Origin of the sequence: Streptomyces sp. RLB3-17 (genome assembly GCF_007113425.2) — a bacterium.
GTDB lineage: Bacteria > Actinomycetota > Actinomycetes > Streptomycetales > Streptomycetaceae > Streptomyces > Streptomyces mirabilis_D.
In genome coordinates this window covers 7,193,781-7,213,184 of record NZ_CP041610.2, presented here as the reverse complement: position 1 = coordinate 7,213,184, position 19,404 = coordinate 7,193,781, and the positions used below count along the sequence as shown (strand labels likewise).

General features: G+C 67.8%; 15 protein-coding genes. 4 read left to right on the top strand and 11 right to left on the bottom strand.

Features of this window, described 5'->3' with window-relative positions:
• Positions 1 to 3: 3 nt before the first annotated feature.
• The 11 genes from FNV62_RS32735 to FNV62_RS32685 all read right to left on the bottom strand — a co-directional run bounded on the left by FNV62_RS32735 (position 4) and on the right by FNV62_RS32685 (position 15,142).
• Positions 4 to 987, bottom strand: coding sequence for an ABC transporter permease (locus FNV62_RS32735; RefSeq protein ID WP_054228240.1), 984 nt, complete (start codon positions 985 to 987; stop codon positions 4 to 6).
• The gene (locus FNV62_RS32730) at positions 980 to 1,903 is read right to left on the bottom strand and encodes an ABC transporter permease (protein ID WP_143609144.1); all 924 of its coding nucleotides are present in this window, start codon (positions 1,901 to 1,903) and stop codon (positions 980 to 982) included. The genes FNV62_RS32735 and FNV62_RS32730 overlap by 8 nt, the downstream gene beginning before the upstream one ends.
• A 73-nt stretch (positions 1,904 to 1,976) precedes the next feature.
• A complete protein-coding gene (locus FNV62_RS32725) occupies positions 1,977 to 3,617 on the bottom strand; it encodes a peptide ABC transporter substrate-binding protein (RefSeq protein ID WP_143609143.1) in 1,641 nt (546 codons plus the stop codon).
• 126 nt (positions 3,618 to 3,743) lie between these two features.
• Positions 3,744 to 4,127: a VOC family protein gene (locus tag FNV62_RS32720; protein ID WP_143609142.1), complete on the bottom strand. Its 384-nt coding sequence runs from the start codon at positions 4,125 to 4,127 to the stop codon at positions 3,744 to 3,746.
• A gap of 158 nt (positions 4,128 to 4,285) precedes the next feature.
• Positions 4,286 to 5,431, bottom strand: a complete 1,146-nt coding sequence (locus FNV62_RS32715) for an ABC transporter ATP-binding protein (protein WP_097286133.1) — start codon at positions 5,429 to 5,431, stop codon at positions 4,286 to 4,288.
• Positions 5,424 to 6,485 (bottom strand): ABC transporter ATP-binding protein, encoded by a 1,062-nt coding sequence (locus tag FNV62_RS32710; RefSeq protein ID WP_054228245.1) that lies wholly within the window; start codon positions 6,483 to 6,485, stop codon positions 5,424 to 5,426. Before FNV62_RS32710 ends, FNV62_RS32715 begins: the two co-directional genes overlap by 8 nt.
• A gap of 11 nt (positions 6,486 to 6,496) precedes the next feature.
• Positions 6,497 to 7,444 (bottom strand): ABC transporter permease, encoded by a 948-nt coding sequence (locus FNV62_RS32705; RefSeq protein ID WP_060900642.1) that lies wholly within the window; start codon positions 7,442 to 7,444, stop codon positions 6,497 to 6,499.
• Positions 7,437 to 8,369 carry an ABC transporter permease gene (locus FNV62_RS32700; protein ID WP_054228247.1) on the bottom strand — a complete coding sequence of 311 codons (933 nt, stop codon included), beginning with the start codon at positions 8,367 to 8,369 and terminating at the stop codon, positions 7,437 to 7,439. Before FNV62_RS32700 ends, FNV62_RS32705 begins: the two co-directional genes overlap by 8 nt.
• 154 nt (positions 8,370 to 8,523) lie before the next feature.
• A complete protein-coding gene (locus FNV62_RS32695) occupies positions 8,524 to 10,149 on the bottom strand; it encodes a peptide ABC transporter substrate-binding protein (RefSeq protein WP_054228248.1) in 1,626 nt (541 codons plus the stop codon).
• A 723-nt stretch (positions 10,150 to 10,872) separates the two neighbouring features.
• Positions 10,873 to 12,780 carry a translational GTPase TypA gene (typA, locus tag FNV62_RS32690; RefSeq protein WP_054228249.1) on the bottom strand — a complete coding sequence of 636 codons (1,908 nt, stop codon included), beginning with the start codon at positions 12,778 to 12,780 and terminating at the stop codon, positions 10,873 to 10,875.
• Between the two features lie 181 nt (positions 12,781 to 12,961).
• Entirely contained in the window at positions 12,962 to 15,142 is a 2,181-nt protein-coding gene (locus FNV62_RS32685; protein WP_143609141.1) for an ABC transporter family substrate-binding protein, read from the bottom strand.
• A 385-nt stretch (positions 15,143 to 15,527) separates the two neighbouring features.
• Here FNV62_RS32685 and FNV62_RS32680 point away from each other — a divergent pair, with 385 nt between their 5' ends.
• From FNV62_RS32680 to FNV62_RS32665, 4 genes are read left to right on the top strand one after another with little or no spacing between them, the layout of a single operon-like run.
• Positions 15,528 to 15,818, top strand: coding sequence for a hypothetical protein (locus FNV62_RS32680; RefSeq protein ID WP_054228251.1), 291 nt, complete (start codon positions 15,528 to 15,530; stop codon positions 15,816 to 15,818).
• Between the two features lie 19 nt (positions 15,819 to 15,837).
• Positions 15,838 to 16,659, top strand: coding sequence for a hypothetical protein (locus FNV62_RS32675; protein WP_143602818.1), 822 nt, complete (start codon positions 15,838 to 15,840; stop codon positions 16,657 to 16,659).
• A 17-nt stretch (positions 16,660 to 16,676) separates the two neighbouring features.
• Positions 16,677 to 18,620, top strand: coding sequence for a fumarate reductase/succinate dehydrogenase flavoprotein subunit (locus tag FNV62_RS32670; protein ID WP_054228253.1), 1,944 nt, complete (start codon positions 16,677 to 16,679; stop codon positions 18,618 to 18,620).
• Positions 18,617 to 19,393 carry a succinate dehydrogenase/fumarate reductase iron-sulfur subunit gene (locus FNV62_RS32665; protein ID WP_097286129.1) on the top strand — a complete coding sequence of 259 codons (777 nt, stop codon included), beginning with the start codon at positions 18,617 to 18,619 and terminating at the stop codon, positions 19,391 to 19,393. Before FNV62_RS32670 ends, FNV62_RS32665 begins: the two co-directional genes overlap by 4 nt.
• Positions 19,394 to 19,404 lie beyond the last annotated feature (11 nt).

The following is a 19,404-nucleotide window of genomic DNA, read 5'->3' as shown; positions in this document are numbered from 1 at the left end:
CCGTCACCTCAGCTTCGGGTCGAGGGCGTCGCGCACCGCGTCGCCGAGCATGATGAACGCGAGCACGGTGATCGCGAGGGCACCGGCGGGCCACAGCAGCATGTGCGGGGCCGTGCGGATGTAGGCGGAGGCCGAGGAGATGTCGATGCCCCAGCTGACCGTGGGGGGCTTCAGGCCCACGCCGAGGTACGAGAGCGTCGCCTCCAGCGCGATGTAGGTGCCGAGCGCGATGGTGGCGACGACGATGACCGGCGCCACGGCGTTGGGGGTGATGTGCCGGAGCATCAGGCGGGAGTTCGAGGCGCCGAGGGCACGGGCGGCCTGGACGTAGTCGTTCTGCTTGATGGTGATGACGGAGCCGCGGGCGATGCGCGAGATCTGGGGCCAGCCGAGCAGCACCATGAACCCGATGACCGGCCAGATGGTGTTGCTGGTCACCACGGAGAGGAGGACCAGACCGCCGAGCACGACGGGGATCGCGAAGAAGATGTCGGTGATCCGGGAGAGGACCGAGTCGCCCACTCCGCCGAAGAACCCGGCGAGCCCGCCGAGCACCGAGCCGAGGATCGCGACGCCGAGGGTGGCGCAGACGCCGACGCTGATCGACACGCGGGTCCCGTACACCACCCGTGTGTAGACGTCGCAGCCCTGCCCGTCGAACCCGAAGGGATGTCCCGGCTGCGAGCCCTCCTGGGCCTTGGCGAGGTCGCACTTGAGGGGGTTCTGGGTGGCGATCAGCGAGGGCCACAGGGAGATGACGACCAGGAAGAGGATGAGGAGCCCGGAGACGATGAAGACGGGGTTGCGCCGCAGATCGCGCCAGGCGTCGGACCACAGGCTCCTGGGCTTCTCCTGGGGGCCCGTGCCCTCGGGTCCGCCCGGTGTCCGCTCCAGGGTGGCGCCCTCGCTCGTGGCGAGGTCCATGGCGCCGCCCGCGCCGGTCGCGGCGATGGCGCCCTCCCGCTGGTACGGCGGCTGCTCAGGCATAGCGGATCCTCGGGTCGAGTACGGCGTAGAGGAGGTCGACGAGCAGGTTGGCGACCAGGAACACCAGCACGAGCACGGTCACGAAGCCGACCACGGTCTGGGTGTTCTGCCGCACGATCCCCTGGTAGAGCTGGTAGCCGACGCCGTGGATGTTGAAGATCCGCTCGGTGACGATCGCGCCGCCCATGAGCGCGCCGATGTCCGTGCCGATGAAGGTGACCACGGGGATCAGCGAGTTGCGCAGCAGGTGCTTGGTGATCACCCGGTGCCGGGGCAGACCCTTGGCGACGGCCGTACGGACGTAGTCGGACCGCTTGTTCTCCGCGATGGAGGTCCGGGTGAGCCGGGTGACGTAGGCGAGGGAGACGGAGGCGAGGACCAGTCCCGGCACGATCAGTTCGCCGAAGGTGGCGTCCGAGGAGACCGAGGGTCTGATCCAGCCCCACTCGACACCGAAGAGCAGTTGCAAAAGCAATCCGGTGACGAAGGTCGGGATCGAGATGACGACGAGGGTGAGCAGCAGGACACCGGTGTCGACGGGCCGGCCGCGGCGCAGCCCGGTGACGACGCCCAGCAGGATGCCGATGACGATCTCGAAGAGGATCGCGACGATCGTCAGCCGGATGGTGACGGGGAAGGAGTCGGCCATCAGCTCGGTGACCGGCTGCCCGGTGAAGGCGGTGCCGAAGTCGCCGGTGAAGACATTGCCCATGTACGTGAGGTATTGCTGCCACAGCGGCTTGTCGAGGCCGAACTCCTTGCGCAGTTGGGCGGCGGTGGCGGGGTCGCACTGCCGCTCGCCGCACAGGCCCGCGATGGGGTCGCCCATCACGTTCACCATCAGGAAGATCAACAGCGTGGCGCCGATGAAGACCGGGATCATCTGGAGCAGACGCCGGATCACATACCGTCCCATGAGGGCTCCGGAGGTAGTACGGGGCCCACGCCCGGGTTCGCTTCAGCAACCCGGCATGCACCCCGTGGACGGCTCAGCTGACCTTGATCTCGTTGTAGACGGGCACGCTGAACTGGTTGAGCGCCACGTGGGAGATCCTGTCCGAGTAGCCCGCGCTGCCGTTCTGGTACCAGAGCGGGATGGCGGCCATGTTGTCCCGTACGACCCCTTCGGCCTGCTGGAAGAGCTGGATGGCCTTGGCCTTGTCGGTCTCGGCGTTCGCCTGGTCGACGAGCTTGTCGAACTCCTTGTTGGACCACTTGCCGTCGTTGGAGGAGGCGTTCGTGTAGTACAGCGGCTGAAGGAAGTTCTGGATCAGCGGGTAGTCCATCTGCCAGCCGGCCCGGAACGGACCCGGCATCTTGTGCTGCCCGATCTGGTTGCGGAAGTCGGCGAAGGTGCCGATCGGGTTGCCGACGCAGGCCTTGTCGTTGCCCAGCGCGTTGTTGATGGAGTTGCAGACGGCGTCGATCCACTCCTTGTGGGAGCCGCTGTCCGCGTTGTACGAGATCTTGATCTGACCGCCGGGCAGTCCGCCGCCGTCCTGGATCAGCTTCTTCGCCTGCGCGGGGTCGTACCGGCAGGAGGCGCCGCACAGGCCGTCCTGGAAGCCGCCCGCCGCGCCGAGCACCGGTGAGGTCCAGTCGGAGGCCGGAGTGCGGGTCTTCTGGAAGATCGTGCTGGTGATCTGATCCCGGTTGATCGCCATGGACAGTCCCTTGCGGACGTTCTCCATGCCGCTCTTGTCCCAGGCCTGGTCGTAGAACGGGAAGGCGACGGTCTGGATGATGCCGGCCGGGGTGTTGATGTAGCGGCCGCCGAGATCCTTCTTCACGTTCTTGAGCTGGGCGGCGGGCACGTCGTCGACGAGGTCGAGGTTGCCCGCCATCAGGTCGGTGTAGGCGGTGTTGTTGTCGGTGTAGACCTTCAGGTCCACCCCGCCGTTCTGTGCCTTGTCCGTCCCCGGGTACGCGTCCCACTTCCGCAGGGACATCATCGAGCCCTTGGTGTACGAGTCGACGGTGTAGGGCCCGTTGCCGATCGGCTTCTTCAGCCAGGCCGCGTGGTCGCTGAAGAACGCCTTGGGCAGCGGCGCGAACGCCACATAGCCGAGGGTGTCGGGGAAGGTCGAGAACTTCTGGTTGAGCTTGACGGTGAAGGTGTGGGCGCCGGTGACCTTCAGCCCCGACAGCGTGTCGGCGCTCTGCGTTCCCGTCTCGGGGTGGACCTTGTCGTAGCCCTCGATGTACCCGAAGAAGTACGCGTTCTTCTGGTTGTTCTTGAGACTGGCCCCGTAGTTCCAGGCGTCCACGAAGGACTGCGCGGTGACGGGCTCTCCGTTGCTGAACGTCCAGCCGTCCTTGACGGTGATCGTGAAGTTCTGCGAGTCCGAGGTGTCGATCTTCTCCGCGAGCATGTTCTTGGCGGCGCCGGTCCTGGCGTCGTACCGCTTCAGCCCCCGGAAGATCATGTCGAGGACCTTGCCGCCCTGCACCTCGTTGGTGTTGGACGGCTCCAGCGGGTTCTGCGGGTCCCCCCAGGAGGAACTGAGCACTCCGGACGCGCCGCCGCCGCTGCCGCCGCCTCCGCCTCCTCCGCCGCCTCCGCAGGCCGTCGCCACGAGGGCCACCGCCGCCGCGCCCACGACCCATGTGGCGTGCGTCGCTCCACGCATGGAGTGCCTCCCAGAGTGCGCTGCCGCCAGCGCCGCGGCGCTGTTCCATTACCGGCCAATATCAACCGGTAACGCACATACCGCACATTCAGGCCACCCGTACGTGGAGTCGCACACCCGCATGTGTCAGGCGCGCGCGACCAACTCCACCTCGAAGCCGTCCACGTCCTCCAGGTACGCGGCGCAGTGCTCCGGACCGCCCGCGTGCGGATAGCGGTCCGGAAAGAGGGGTGACCAGCCGTGGCGGGGTGCCTCGGCCACGAGCCGGTCGAGTTCGGTGCGGTCCGGCACGTGGAAGGCGAGGTGGTTCAGGCCGGGGCGCAGACGGTCGTGGGAGTCCGCCGTCAGCGCGGGCGACTGCTCGACGACGAGATAGGTCTCGCCCCGGCGCCAACTGCGGCCGCGGGGCCACTCCTGGTACGGCTCACAGCCCAGGCTCTCCAGCAGCCACCCCCAGGAGCGGACCGCGCGCTCCAGGTCCGGCACCCACAGTTCGACGTGATGCAGCATCTTCCCCCACCTGACCCCCCTCCCGACCCCCGCCCGGCCCTCGCCCGGCCCTCGCCCGATCTTCCCCCACCCGATCCCGCCCCACCCGAAAAAGCCGGTTCCCGGCACCGCGGTGGCGGTGCCGGGAACCGGCCTGTCGATCACGGGACGCATGGCGCTCAGGCCGCGTGCACGACGTCCTTCTCCTCGGCGAAGTGGCACGCCGACTCATGGGCCGCCGGCGAGTCCACGCCCATGAACACCTGGGGCACCGCGAGGATCGGGGTCTCCGCGGAGCACTTTTCCTGGGCCTTCCAGCACCGGGTGCGGAAGCTGCAGCCCGACGGCGGGTTGGCCGGGGACGGCACGTCACCGGTCAGGATGATCCGCTCGCGGTGCTCACGGGCCTCGGGGTCCGGCACCGGCACGGCCGACAGCAGCGCCTGGGTGTAGGGGTGCGTCGGGTGGTCGTAGATCTGCTCGTCGCTGCCGATCTCCGCCATCTTGCCGAGGTACATCACGCCGACCCGGTCCGAGATGTGCCGGACGATCGACAGGTCGTGCGCGATGAAGAGGTAGGACAGGTTGAACTCGTCCTGGAGCCGCTCCATCAGGTTGATGACCTGCGCCTGCACCGACACGTCCAGCGCCGACACCGGCTCGTCGCAGATGATGATCTCGGGGTTGAGCGCGAGACCGCGGGCGATGCCGATGCGCTGACGCTGACCGCCCGAGAACTGGTGCGGGTAGCGGTTGATGTACTCGGGGTTGAGGCCGACCACGTCCAGCAGTTCCTGGACCTTGCGCCGCCGGTCGCCCTTCGGAGCCACCTCGGGGTGGATGTCGAAGGGCTCACCGATGATGTCGCCCACCGTCATACGGGGGTTGAGCGAGGTGTACGGGTCCTGGAAGACCATCTGGATGTTGCGGCGCACGGCCTTCAGAGCGCGCCCGGACAGCTTGGTGATGTCCTGGCCCTTGTAGAAGATCTCGCCCGCGGTGGCCCGCTCCAGGTTCATCAGGAGCTTGGCCACGGTGGACTTGCCGCAGCCGGACTCGCCCACGATGCCCAGCGTCTCGCCCTGGTGCAGATCGAAGGAGATGCCGTCGACGGCCTTCACCGCGCCGATGTGCCGCTTGAACAGGATGCCCTGGGTGAGCGGGAAGTGCTTCACCAGGTTGCGCACCTGAAGGATCGGCTCGCCACGGTCCACCGGCGCCTCGATCGCGGCGACCGCCTCCGTCTCGGAGTGGGCGTCGACGACCTCCACGTCGGAGACGTTCGGGGTGGCCTCCTGCTCGTCGTTCTTGCTGAGCTCAGCCATGGATCGTCTCCTTCCAGAAGTGGCAGGCCGAACCGCGGCCGACCAGCTCGGTGCCGTCCTGCTCGCTCACCGGGAGCAGCGCCGGCACGTCGGTGCGGCAGATGTCCTGGGCCTTGGGGCAGCGCGGGTTGAACGCGCAGCCGGTCGGAATGCGCAGCAGGTTGGGCGGCAGCCCCTTGATCGCGTACAGCTCCTGGCCCTTCTGGTCCAGGCGCGGGATCGAGTCCAGCAGACCCCGCGTGTACGGGTGCGCGGGGCGCTTGTACAGCTCGTGGACCGGGGCGCGCTCCACGATCCGGCCCGCGTACATCACGGCGATCTTGTCCGCGACGTCGGCGACGACGCCGAGGTCGTGGGTGATCAGGATCAGGCCCATGTTGTACTCGCGCTGAAGGTCCGCGAGCAGGTCCATGACCTGGGCCTGGACCGTCACGTCGAGCGCCGTGGTGGGCTCGTCCGCGATGATCAGGTCCGGCTCCAGGGCCAGCGCCATCGCGATCATGATGCGCTGGCGCATACCGCCCGAGAACTGGTGGGGGTAGTCGTTCACGCGGGCCGCGGAGGCCGGGATCTTCACCCGGTCCATCAGCTCGATCGCCTTGGCCTTGGCCTCCTTCTTGGAGAGGCCCTGGTGCACCCGGAACATCTCGCCGAGCTGGTAGCCGACGGACAGGACCGGGTTGAGCGAGCTGAGCGCGTCCTGGAAGATCATGGCGATCTTCTGGCCGCGGATCTTGCGGCGCTCCTCGCCGGACATCTTGAGCATGTCCTGGCCGCGGAAGAGGATCTCGCCCTGCGGGATCCTCGCCGGCGGCATGTCGAGGATGCCCATGATCGCCTGCGCGGTCACGGACTTGCCGGAGCCGGACTCGCCGAGCACGGCGAGGGTCTCGCCCGCGCTGACGCTGTAGTTGACACCGTTGACCGCCTTGGCCACGCCCTCGCGGGTGTGGAACTCGACGTGCAGGTCACGCACTTCGAGCAGCGGCCCGTCGTCGGCGCCGCCCTTACGCGGGGCGGGCACCGGGACGGAGTCTTCTTCGATGATGGTCACGTACGCCTCCCTCAGCGCAGCTTCGGGTCGAGGGCGTTACGGACGGCCTCACCGAGCATGATGAACGCCAGCACCGTGATGCTGAGCATGATCGACGGGTACAGCATGATCCACTGCGCCACGCGAATCTGGTTGCCGCCGTCCGAGATGTCGTTGCCCCAGGACACGCCGTTGAGGCCGAGTCCGAGGAAGGACAGGGTCGCCTCGGCGGAGATGTAGACACCGAGCGAGATGGTGGAGACGACGATCACGGGGGCGAGGGTGTTCGGCAGGATGTGCCGGAACATGATCCGCGGGGTGCTCGCACCCAGGGCCTTGGCCGCGTGTACGTAGTCGGCCTGCTTGGTGGTGATCACCGCGCCGCGCATCACGCGGGCGATCTGCGTCCAGCCGAAGGCGGCCAGCGCGCCGATGACGACCCAGGTCGTGCGGTCCGGGAAGGAGGTCAGCACGACCATGGTGGCGAGCAGGAACGGGATGCCGAAGAAGACGTCCGTCAGACGCGACAGGATCGAGTCGATGATGCCGCCGAAGTATCCGGCGATCATGCCCATCAGGCCACCCACCAGCGTCACCGCGAGGGTGGTGCCGAAGCCCACGGCCACGGAGGCCCGGGTGCCGTAGATGGTACGGGCGTAGACACTGCGGCCCTGCTGGTCGTAGCCCAGCCAGTCCGCGGAGAACAGATGGCCCAGCTTCGGCTTCTGCAGGAAGTGCTTGGCCAGATCGCCCTTGATCGGGTCGGTGTCGGTGAACAGCCCCGGGAAGAAGGTGATGGTCAGCAGCAGCAGGATCAGCACCGCCGAGACACCGAAGATCCAGCTGTGCCGGAGGTCGTTCCAGGCGTCGCCCCACAGGCTGCGGGACTTCTCCGGCTTGGCCGCGGGGACCGCCACCGGGGTGGCCCCGCCGTCGGTCGCCACCGCCGTCTGAACGTCGGTCTTGGTCACGTCAGGCATAGCGAATCCTCGGGTCCAGGACCGCGTACAGCAGGTCGACGAGCAGGCTGGCGAGGAGGTAGACCAGCACCAGGATGGTCACCAGGCCGACGAGCGTGGTGCCTTCGCGCCGCACGATGGACTGGTAGATCGTGCCGCCGATGCCCTGGATGTTGAACAGGCCCTCGGTGACGACGGCTCCGCCCATCAGCGCGCCGATGTCGGTGCCCAGGTAGGTGATCACGGGGATCAGCGAGTTGCGCATGAGGTGGACACCCACCACACGACGCCGCGGCAGGCCCTTGGCGATGGCCGTACGGATGTAGTCGGCGCGCAGGTTCTCGGCGACCGACGTACGGGTGAGCCGGGTCACATAGGCCAGCGAGGCGGTCGCGAGGACGAACGCCGGCATCAGCAACTCGTTGTAGTTCGTGGAGTCGTTCACGTTCGGCGGCAGCCAGTTGAGCTGGAAGGCGAAGACGACCTTCAGGATGAAGCCGAGAACGAACACCGGAACGGAGATCAGCAGCAGCGAGACCAGCAGGATCGCGTTGTCCGCGAACCGCCCGGCGCGCATACCCGCCCAGACGCCCAGGGCGATGCCCAGGACGACCTCGATGGCGAAGGACAACGAGGCGAGGCGGAGGGTCACGGGGAACGCCTCGCTGAGGACGTCCGTGACAGGGCGGCCGCTCGCGATCTGCGTGCCGAAGTCGAAGTGAAGGATCATGTCCTTCATGTAGTGGTAGTACTGCACCAGGATCGGCTGGTCCAGGCCGTACTGATGTCTCAGTGAGGCGATGACGGCGGGGCTTCCGCCCTTGTCGCCGAACAGGCCTCGCACGGGGTCGCCGGGCAGGGCGTAGACCATGAGAAAGATCAGCAGGGTTGTCCCGATGAAGACCGGGATCATCTGGAGCAGTCGTCGTGCGACGTAGCGCCCCATCGTGCCTCCATGTAGTTACTACGGCGACAGCCGACGGGCCCTTTCCCCGCGCACCCCTGAACGATGCGTATGGAAAGGGCCCCCCGGCCGCTGCCGTCCCCCCGGGTGCGGCGCACGAGGCGGCGCCGCACCCGGGATCACGGGCTGATTGCGGTTACTTCTTGACCTGAACGCCGGTCAGGATCGGGTCACCGTCCTGGGCGTACTCGACGCCCGTGACCTTGTCCGAGTAGCCCGCGTTGACCTTGTAGTACCAGAGCGGGATGCTCGGCATGTAGTTGACGAGCTCCTTCTCGATGTCCTGGTACTTCTTCTCCGAGTCCGCCAGGGAGCTGGCGCTGTCGGCCGCCGCGATGTCGGCGTCGATCTTCTTGTTCGAGAACCCGCTCGTGTTGCCGTCCGACTTGGTGCCGAACAGGTCACGGATGAAGTTCGCGTTCATCGGGAAGTCGAGCACCCAGCCACTGCGGTACATGGACTTGACCGCGTGCGCGTCACGCGCGTCCAGGTCGGCCTGGAAGTCGGCCTTGGAGTCGCCGGAGCACTTGACACCGGTGGCGTTGGTGATCGAGTTGCAGACCGCCTCCACCCACTCCTTGTGACCGCCGTCGGCGTTGTACTGGATGGTCATGGCGTTGCCCGGGACGCCGCCGCCGTCCTTGATGAGCTGCTTCGCCTTGGTCGGGTTGTACGTGAAGACGTCACCGCCGACGTTCGGCTCGTAGCCGAGCACACCCTTCGCGACCCAGCCGGTGGCGGGCTCGCGGGTGCCCTGGAGCACCGTCTTGGTGATGGTGGCGCGGTCGATCGCCATCGACAGGCCCTGCAGCACCTTCGGGTTGATGTTCTTCCACTGCTTGGTGTAGAAGGCCGGCGTGATCGTCTGGATCGCCGAGTACGCCTTGTCCACCGCGCGGCTGCCGAGGTCCGACTTGTAGACCGGCAGGTCCTTCGGGGCGACCTGACGCAGAACGTCGACGTTGCCCGACTTCAGGTCCTCGTAGGCCGTCTCCAGGTTGGTGTAGTTCTTGAAGATCACACCACCGTTCTTGGCCTTGTCCGGACCCTGGTAGCCGTCGAACTTGGCGACCTCGATCTGCTTCTTGTGCGACCAGCTGACGAACTTGTACGGGCCGTTGCCGATCGGGTGCTCGCCCGCGGCCTTCGGGTCCTTGTAGAAGGACTCGGGCAGCGGCGAGAAGACCTCGTAGCCGAGCTTGTAGACGTAGTAGGGGATCGCCTTGGAGAGCGTGATCGTGAAGGTGTTGTCGTCGACGACCTTCAGACCGGACATCTCCGTGGCCTTGGGCTTGCCCTTCGCCGGGGCGACGTCGTCGTAGCCCGCGATGTCGGAGAACCAGAAGCTGTTGGTCTGCTTGTTCGCCGGGGCGGCCGCCCAGTTCCACGCCTTGACGTAGGACGTGGCGGTCACCGGGGTGCCGTCGTGGAACTTCCAGCCCGACTTCAGCTTGACCGTGTAGGTCTTGTTGTCCTTCGTGTCCACCGACTGGGCGTTCACGTAGACGATGTTGCCCTTGTCGTCGTAGCTCACAAGCTGCGAGAAGAGCGACTTGATGACGATGCTGCCGTTGGACTCCATGGTGTTGGCCGGCTGCAACGGGTTCTGCGGCTCGCCCACCTCGACCGAGAACTTACCGGCCGGGTCGACGGCGGCCTTGCTGTTGCTGCCCTTGTCGCCACCGCCACCACCACAGGCGGTCGCTCCCAGCGCCACAACCGCGGCTATCGCGACCCACTTGGCGCTCTTGGCACCGCGCATGGGTTCCTCCTCATGAGTCCATTGGTTCACCGCAAAAGGGAGCACTAGTCACACTGCCGACACTTGGGACGGAGAAAGTGCTGGTGCCCCCTGCGCTCGCAAGCCGACGCCACCTGAAGGCGTATGGCCCGTTGATCCGAGCTCTACGCGCCTAACTATCTGCCATGGGCCAGACCCCGACCACACTCACAAGGTCTCGGTTCGATCACACCTGACGCCTACTTCTTCCAAAATCCGGACAAAGGGTTTGCTGAAAGATCCCTGCGAAACGGACTTGTTACACATCTATCGGTCTCGACCGTCCGCATTGCGGACGCTCGGAGCGAAAAAAGAGGTTGCGGCTATCGTGGCCGTCATGTGGGGGTCCTATCGGCGTGCCCACCCACCCCGGACCGGCGGAGGCAGCTGCCCCGTTTCGCGGTCAACGGGCTTCCATGACAAGGCCGTTCGATGATCCAGCGGGCACGTCCCCGACGGTGTGATCACGGCACCGGGACGCGCCGTGCGGCCGGGACCCACGTGATTGCAGGGTAGTGGGAACCGGCCAATTTGGAGGGCTCCTCCTCCGTAATGAAGGGTTTTCCCTACCCTCCCCTCGTTCCCCGCCCTATCGCAGCCCCGTACCGCTGTGCAAGCCGAGCGTCACGCTCGGCGCGCCCCCCCCAACGCGACGGGCACCCCGCGGATGCGAGGTGCCCGAAATCACTGCGGAACGGTCGAGGGTCAGCCGTGCTTGGCCCGGCTGGCGGTGCGACCGCGCTCCTTCTGGTCGAGGACGACCTTGCGGATGCGCACGGCCTCCGGGGTCACCTCGACGCACTCGTCGTCGCGGCAGAACTCCAGGGACTGCTCCAGGGAAAGCTTGCGCGGCGGGACGATCGCCTCGAACGAGTCGGCGGCGGCGGAGCGCATGTTCGTGAGCTTCTTCTCCTTGGTGATGTTCACGTCCATGTCGTCGGCGCGGGAGTTCTCGCCGACGATCATGCCCTCGTACACCTCGGTGCCGGGGTCGGTGAACAGCACACCGCGCTCCTGGAGGTTCGTCATCGCGAAGGCGGTGACCGCACCGGCACGGTCGGCGACCAACGAGCCGTTGTTGCGGGTCGTCAGCGTGCCGAACCACGGCTCGTGGCCCTCGTGGATGGAGTGGGCGATGCCCGTGCCGCGCGTGCCGGTCAGGAACTCGGTCCGGAAGCCGATGAGGCCGCGGGAAGGCACGACGAACTCCAGGCGGACCCAGCCGGAGCCGTGGTTCGACATGTTGTCCATACGGCCCTTGCGGACGCCCATGAGCTGCGTGACCGCGCCCATGTGCTCCTCGGGCACGTCGATCGTCATGCGCTCGACCGGCTCGTGCACCTTGCCGTCGATCATCTGGGTGACCACCTGCGGCTTGCCGATGGTCAGCTCGAAGCCCTCGCGGCGCATCTGCTCGACCAGGATGGCGAGCGCGAGCTCACCACGGCCCTGGACCTCCCAGGCGTCCGGACGCTCGGTGTCCAGCACCCGCAGGGAGACGTTACCGACCAGCTCGCGGTCGAGACGGTCCTTGACCTGGCGGGCGGTGACCTTGCGGTCCTTGACGGCGGCCTTCGCGGAGGCGCCCTTACCGGTGCCGCCGCGGCCGACCAGCGGCGAGGTGTTCGTACCGATGGTCATCGAGATGGCCGGCTCGTCGACCGTGATCAGCGGCAGCGCGATCGGGTTCTCGGGGTCGGCAAGCGTCTCGCCGATCATGATGTCCGGGATACCGGCGACCGCGCAGATGTCACCCGGGCCCGCCTTCTCGGCCGGCTTACGGGTGAGCGCCTCGGTCATCAGCAGTTCGGTGATGCGGACGTTGGACATCGAGCCGTCGCGCTTGATCCACGTGACGGTCTGGCCCTTGCGCAGCTCGCCCTGCTCGACGCGCAGCAGCGCGATACGGCCGAGGAAGTTGTCGGCGTCCAGGTTGGTGACGTGCGCCTGGAGCGGGGCGGACTCGTCGTAGGACGGGGCCGGGACGGACTCCAGGATCGTGGTGAAGAACGGCTCCAGGTTGTCGCTGTCCTGCGGGACCGTGCCGTTCTCCGGCTTGGTCAGGGAGGCGACGCCGTCACGCGCGCACGCGTAGACGATCGGGAACTCGATCTGGTCCTCGTCGGCGTCCAGGTCGAGGAAGAGGTCGTACGCCTCGTTCACGACCTCGTCGATGCGCGAGTCGGGACGGTCCGTCTTGTTGATGCACAGGATGACGGGCAGGCGGGCCTGCAGCGCCTTGCGCAGCACGAAGCGGGTCTGCGGCAGCGGGCCCTCGGAGGCGTCGACGAGGAGGACGACCGCGTCCACCATCGACAGACCGCGCTCGACCTCGCCACCGAAGTCGGCGTGGCCCGGGGTGTCGATGATGTTGATGGTGATGACCTCACCACCATCCTTCGGGTGGTACTTCACGGCCGTGTTCTTGGCCAGGATCGTGATGCCCTTCTCACGCTCCAGGTCGTTCGAGTCCATCATGCGGTCGTCAAGCGACTCGGCGGCGTGCGCGGCGAAGGCACCGGCCTGCTTGAGCATGGCATCGACCAGGGTGGTCTTGCCATGGTCGACGTGGGCGACGATGGCGACGTTGCGGATGTCGTGGCGCGTGGCCATATTGAGGCGCTTCTCCCGGAGTGAGTGGACGGCCTGCGCGTACGTCAGTGCTACGCGGACCCTGCCGGGCTGGACACGCCACGGCCTTACCCCATGGTACGTGGCCTTGACGGGCACGGCCTCCGCGGGCTAAGCCGCAGAGGCCGTGAGCGGTGTCGATCGCCCTTCCTGCCTGGCCTTCCTACCTGTCCTTCTTCGTTGTCGTTCCCCCCTGCGCGCCCTTCTTCAGAAAGCCCATGTCCTCGTAGAGGGGGGTCTGGAACCCGAAGGCGCCGACGTTGGCGAGGTTCAGGCGGGCGGCCATGAGCTGGGGGCGCTGATAGAGGGGAATCGATCCGGCGGCGGCCCAGATCCGGGCGTCGGCCTTGCGGACCAGGGAACGCGACTCGTCCTCGTCCAGCGTCGCGATGGCCTGGTCGAAGAGCTGGTCGACCTGGTCGGTGCCGACCCGGGTGTAGTTCTGCTCGACGGCGAGGGAGCCGTCGGCCGCCGGGACCGGCTTCGCGTAGATCGGGCGGGCGTCCGTGGCGGGGAAGGCCGAGGCGGGCCAGGAGTACAGCGCCAGGTCGTACTGGCCCGAGGCGATGTGGTCCTTGAAATAGCTGTCGTCCGGCACCCTGGACGTCTCGGTACGGATGCCGATGCGCTCCAGCATCCGCGAGATCTGGTCGGCGACCGTGCGCAGCGAGTCCGAACCGGGACCCGAGGGCAGGACGAAGCGCAGCGTCAGCGCCTTGCCGTCCTTGGCGAGCGCGCCGGCCGCGGCGCCCGCCGGGGCGGCCGTGCCCTTGGGCGCGTAGGCGCCGGGCGCCCCGCCCTGCCGGTTGTCCCTGGGGGCGTACTGCCTGCCGTCGAGATGCTTGCCGGCCTCGTCGTCCGCGTGCTCCTTCCCGTTCTTCCCGTGCTTGTCGGCGTGGTCCTTCGGGTCCTTCCTGTCCCGGTCGGCCTCGCCGTTCTTGTCGTCCTCGCCGACGATGAACGTTCCGTCGTCCGGGTCGGCGTCGGAGTCCGCCTTCTTGCCCTCGGGCCCGGCCGCCTTGTCCTTCTCCTTCTTCTGCTGCTGTTGCTGTCGCTGCTCGTTCACCGGTCCCCCGGGCACCCATCCGGCATCCGCCAGCAGCGCCTGCGCCTCCTTGGTGTCCTGACCGCCGAGCGCGCCGCTGTTGTCGGCGTAGTCCGGCTGGCCGGAGAGCGCGAGGTGGCTGCCGACCGGGACGGCGGGCAGGCCCAGCGGGCCCAGGACGGCCTTGACGAGTTCGTCGCGGTTGATCGCGCGGGCGATGGCGCGGCGGACGCGCTCGTCGGCGAGCGGGCCCTCGGAGCCGTTCAGGGCCAGCTGGGTGTAGGCGGGCTCGAGGGACTTGCGGACCACGAAGTCGCGCAGGGACGTCTGCTGACGGGCGTACGTCGCGACCGAGGAACGCAGCGCCGTCGCGGGCGTGAGCACGGAGCCCGGTCCCTGCGGCGGGGCGGTCCCCTTGTCGCGGGCGGCGAGCGTGATCCGGCCGGCCTCTTCGGGGTCGATCTCGGCCAGGTCGACCTTGTCGGCGGCGAGCGCATCGGCCCGCTGGTCGCGCGGGACGGCGATCAGCGCGATCTCGGAGAGCTTGGCGGGGCGGCCCCACCAGCGCGGGTTGCGGGCGAGGAGGACCTCGCCGGTCTTGTGGTCGATCGTCTGGAGGGTGAACGGGCCCGCGGTGGCCTGGAGCTTGCGGCGTGCCCCGTCGTTGAAGGCGTCCGCGGTGCCCATCACGTCCTTGGGGTACAGCGGTGAGAAGAGTGACTTCCAGTCGGCGTAGGGGCGACTGAAGGTGACGCGGACCTCCAGGTTGCTCTTGCCGCGCTCGATCTTCTCGATGCGGTCGTAGCCGGCGTTGCGAGCCGTCCAGTACGCGCTGTCCTTGCCGGACAGGGCGCGCCACTGGGCGGCGAAGTCGGCGGCGCCGATCTCGCGGCCGTCGCTCCAGACCGCCTGCTGGTTGAGCTTGTAGAGCACGACCTGCTTGGGCTCGGTCTCGACGATCTTGGCCGATTCGAGGTAGTCGGGGTTGAGCTGGGGGGTGCCGTTGGAGTCGAGGCGGTACAGGGAGGGCAGTACGGCGCCGGCGATCCGGGAGGTGCCGGCGTCGGCGTCCGCCTGGAAGGTGTTGAGGGTCTGCGGTAGGGCGTCCACCGCCCAGCGGAGGGTGCCGCCGTCCGCGATCCGGGCGCGGGTCGCGGGTGCGATGTCCTGCGCGGCGAGGGGCTTGGCGACCTCCTCGTCGGCGCTGCACGCGGCGAGGGCGGGTACCGCGAGTGCGCCCGCGGTGAGGAACGCGACCGAGCGCATCACCGCGCGCAGTCCGACGCCGTCGTGGGACATCACTGCAACCTCCGGTGGGAGAACAGGTCCGGATCTGATCACTTTTGGCGGAATATGCGGTTGATCAGATGTATGTGCCCACTGAAGAGGAGGGGGAGCGTGGGGGTGCGGCGACACGACGTGGGGCACCCGGAACCCCACCCGTCCGGCCCAACGCTTCCTCGCCCCCGCCGCCCCTACAGGCCGGCAGCCGTAGAACTTCGGGCGAGCGGGGAGCGGATTCACTCACGTGTGGATGTAAATCGGCCCCGGGGGGCGCATTCCGGGGGCCGTGAGCCGTCAATCCGTGCAGATCCCTTCCCACGGCTCGGTGTGACGCGCAACACTCGCAGGCGCATGAACGTTGCCGCCTTGGACCGCAGGGTCCTGGAAGTGAGGGCAAGTCATGTCCGTACACGACGACTTGACGTCAGTTCAGCGATGCATCGACGACCTCGTGAGGTCGGTGGGACGCCTGGAGCAGCAGATCGGCGGAGGCGGCCTGGAGATGCGCCGCGTCCGCGCCGACGCCGACCACCTGCGCGAGAGCGTCGCCCTGCTGCGCGAGTCCGCCCCCGGCCTCTCCCCGCCCCGGCGCCCCGATCTCGTCCCGATCCCCGACACCCCGTACGACAGCTCCTTGTGGACGGACTCGGACGACGAGGGACTCGGCGCCCACGACCGCCACGCCCCGTGAGCGCCCCGGAGGCGAAAAGTTGAGCACTGGCACTGAACCCCATCCGACCCGCGGCGGCGTACACACCGGTACCCGCGCCGCGATCACCGCCCCGCATCTGCGCACCGACCGCTGGTGGCTGGCGCCCGCCGCCACCGCCGCCGGGCTGCTGGCCTTCATCGTGTACTCGACCTGGCGCGCGTTCGCGGACACGAACTACTACTCGGCGCCGTACGTCTCGCCGTTCTACTCGCCCTGTCTGGCCGAGCGGTGCCGGACGATGCACGCGGGCCCCAACGCGGACCTCTTCGGGAGCTGGTGGGGCATCTCCCCCGCCATCATCATCCTGATCTTCCCGCTCGGCTTCCGGCTGACCTGCTACTACTACCGCAAGGCCTACTACCGCGGCTTCTGGGCGTCGCCGCCGGCCTGCGCGGTCGCCGAACCGCACAAGAAGTACACCGGCGAGACCCGCTTCCCGCTCATCCTGCAGAACGTCCACCGGTACTTCTTCTACGCCGCGATCGTCGTGGCCGGGATCCTGACCTACGACACCGTGCTCTCCTTCCGCGACGAGCACTACCGCTGGGGCCACATGGGCCTGGGCACCCTGGTCTTCCTGCTCAACATCACGCTGATCTGGGCGTACACCCTGTCCTGCCACTCCTGCCGGCACATCGTCGGCGGAAAGCTCAAGCACTTCTCCAAACATCCCGTGCGCTACCGGATGTGGCAGTGGGTCGGGAAGCTGAACGCCCGCCACATGCTGCTCGCCTGGGCGTCGCTGATCAGCGTGGCGCTCGCCGACTTCTACGTGTACCTCGTCGCGTCCGGCGCCTTCGACGATCCGCGCTTCTTCTAGCTGAGTGGGGCCCTCTGATGTCCGTGGTTGACAGGCAGGAGTGGGACGTTGTCGTGGTCGGCGCCGGTGGCGCCGGACTGCGCGCCGCCATCGAGGCGCGCGAGCGTGGCGCCCGTACGGCCGTGATCTGCAAGTCGCTGTTCGGCAAGGCCCACACGGTGATGGCCGAGGGCGGCATCGCGGCCGCGATGGGCAACGTCAACTCCGGCGACAACTGGCAGGTCCACTTCCGCGACACCATGCGGGGCGGCAAGTTCCTGAACCAGTGGCGGATGGCCGAGCTGCATGCCAAGGAAGCCCCGGACCGGGTGTGGGAGCTGGAGACCTGGGGCGCCCTGTTCGACCGTACGAAGGACGGGCGGATCTCGCAGCGCAACTTCGGCGGCCACGAGTACCCGCGGCTCGCCCACGTCGGCGACCGGACCGGACTCGAACTCATCCGGACCCTCCAGCAGAAGATCGTGTCGCTCCAGCAGGAGGACATGAAGGAGACGGGCGAGTACGAGAGCCGGCTGAAGGTGTACCAGGAGTGCACCGTCACGCGTGTGCTGAAGGACGGCAACCGCGTCTCCGGCGCGTTCTGCTACGAGCGCGAGTCCGGGCGCTTCTTCGTGCTCGAAGCTCCCTCCGTCGTCATCGCCACCGGCGGTATCGGCAAGTCGTTCAAGGTGACGTCGAACTCGTGGGAGTACACGGGCGACGGGCACGCCCTCGCGCTGCTCGCCGGGGCGCCGCTGCTCAACATGGAGTTCGTGCAGTTCCATCCGACGGGCATGGTCTGGCCGCCGTCGGTGAAGGGAATCCTGGTCACCGAGTCGGTGCGCGGGGACGGCGGGGTGCTCAGGAACTCCGACGGCAAGCGGTTCATGTTCGACTACATCCCGGACGTCTTCAAGGAGAAGTACGCGCAGTCCGAGGAGGAGGGCGACCGCTGGTACGAGGACCCGGACCACAACCGGCGTCCCCCGGAACTGCTGCCCCGCGACGAGGTCGCGCGCGCCATCAACTCCGAGGTGAAGGCGGGTCGCGGGTCACCGCACGGCGGGGTCTTCCTCGATGTGTCGACCCGTATGCCCGCCGAGGTGATCCGGCGCCGACTTCCCTCCATGTACCACCAGTTCAAGGAGCTCGCGGACGTCGACATCACGGCGGAGGCGATGGAGGTCGGGCCCACCTGTCACTACGTGATGGGCGGCATCGCGGTCGAATCGGACTCGGCGGCCGCGCGCGGCGTACCGGGCCTGTTCGCCGCCGGTGAGGTCGCGGGCGGCATGCACGGTTCCAACCGGCTCGGCGGCAACTCCCTCTCCGACCTGCTGGTCTTCGGGCGGCGGGCGGGACTGCACGCCGCCGGGTACGCCGCCGACCTGGCCGGGGACCGCCCGCCCGTGGACGACATCCAGATCGACACGGCGGCGGCCGAGGCCCTGCGGCCCTTCTCGGCCGAGGGTCCGGAGCCCGGTACGGAGAGCGGACGCCCGCCCGAGAACCCGTACACCCTCCACCAGGAACTCCAGCAGACCATGAACGACCTGGTCGGCATCATCCGCCGCGAGGCCGAGATGGAACAGGCCCTGGAGAAACTCGCCGAGCTGCGGGTACGGGCACGGCGGGCCGGAGTCGAGGGCCACCGGCAGTTCAACCCCGGCTGGCACCTCGCCCTCGACCTGCGCAACATGCTCCTGGTCAGCGAGTGCGTGGCCCGCGCCGCCCTGGAGCGCACGGAGTCACGCGGCGGCCACACCCGCGAGGACCATCCGACGATGGAGCGGACCTGGCGTCGCGTGAACCTCCTGTGCCAACTCACCGACCCCACGGGCGGGTTGGCGGCCACCGACCCGGTGCACGGCCAGATCGACCTCAGCCGCGAGACCACCGAACCCATTCGTCCCGACCTGCTCGCCCTCTTCGAGAAGGAGGAGCTGGTCAAGTACCTCGCCGAAGAGGAGCTCTACGAGTGAGCAGCTACGAGGCCCGCTTCAAGGTGTGGCGCGGGGATGTGAAGGGCGGCGACCTGGAGGACTTCGCGGTCGAGGTCAACGACGGTGAGGTGGTGCTCGACATCATCCACCGGCTCCAGGCGACCCAGGCCCCGGACCTGGCCGTCCGCTGGAACTGCAAGGCGGGCAAGTGCGGTTCGTGCTCGGCGGAGATCAACGGGCGCCCCCGGCTGATGTGCATGACGCGCATGTCGGTGTTCACGCGGGAGGAGACGATCACCGTCACACCGCTGCGCGCCTTCCCGGTCGTCCGGGATCTCGTCACGGACGTCGGCTTCAACTACGCGAAGGCGCGCGAGGTCCCCGCCTTCGTCCCCCCGGCCGGTCTCGGCCCCGGCGAGTACCGCATGCAGCAGGAGGACGTGGACCGCTCGCAGGAGTTCCGCAAGTGCATCGAGTGCTTCCTGTGCCAGGACACCTGCCATGTCGTGCGCGACCACGAGGAGAACAAGCCGGCGTTCGCGGGCCCGCGCTTCCTGATGCGCGTCGCCGAACTGGACATGCACCCGCTGGACGCGGCCTCCGACACCGGCCTGGACCGCAAACGCACCGCCCAGGACGAGCACGGCCTCGGCTACTGCAACATCACCAAGTGCTGCACGGAGGTCTGCCCCGAGGGCATCAAGATCACGGACAACGCCCTGATCCCCTTGAAGGAACGCGCGGTCGACCGCAAGTACGACCCGCTGGTGTGGCTGGGTTCGAAGATCAGAAGGCGGGATTCGTCTTCATAGGACCCTTGGGG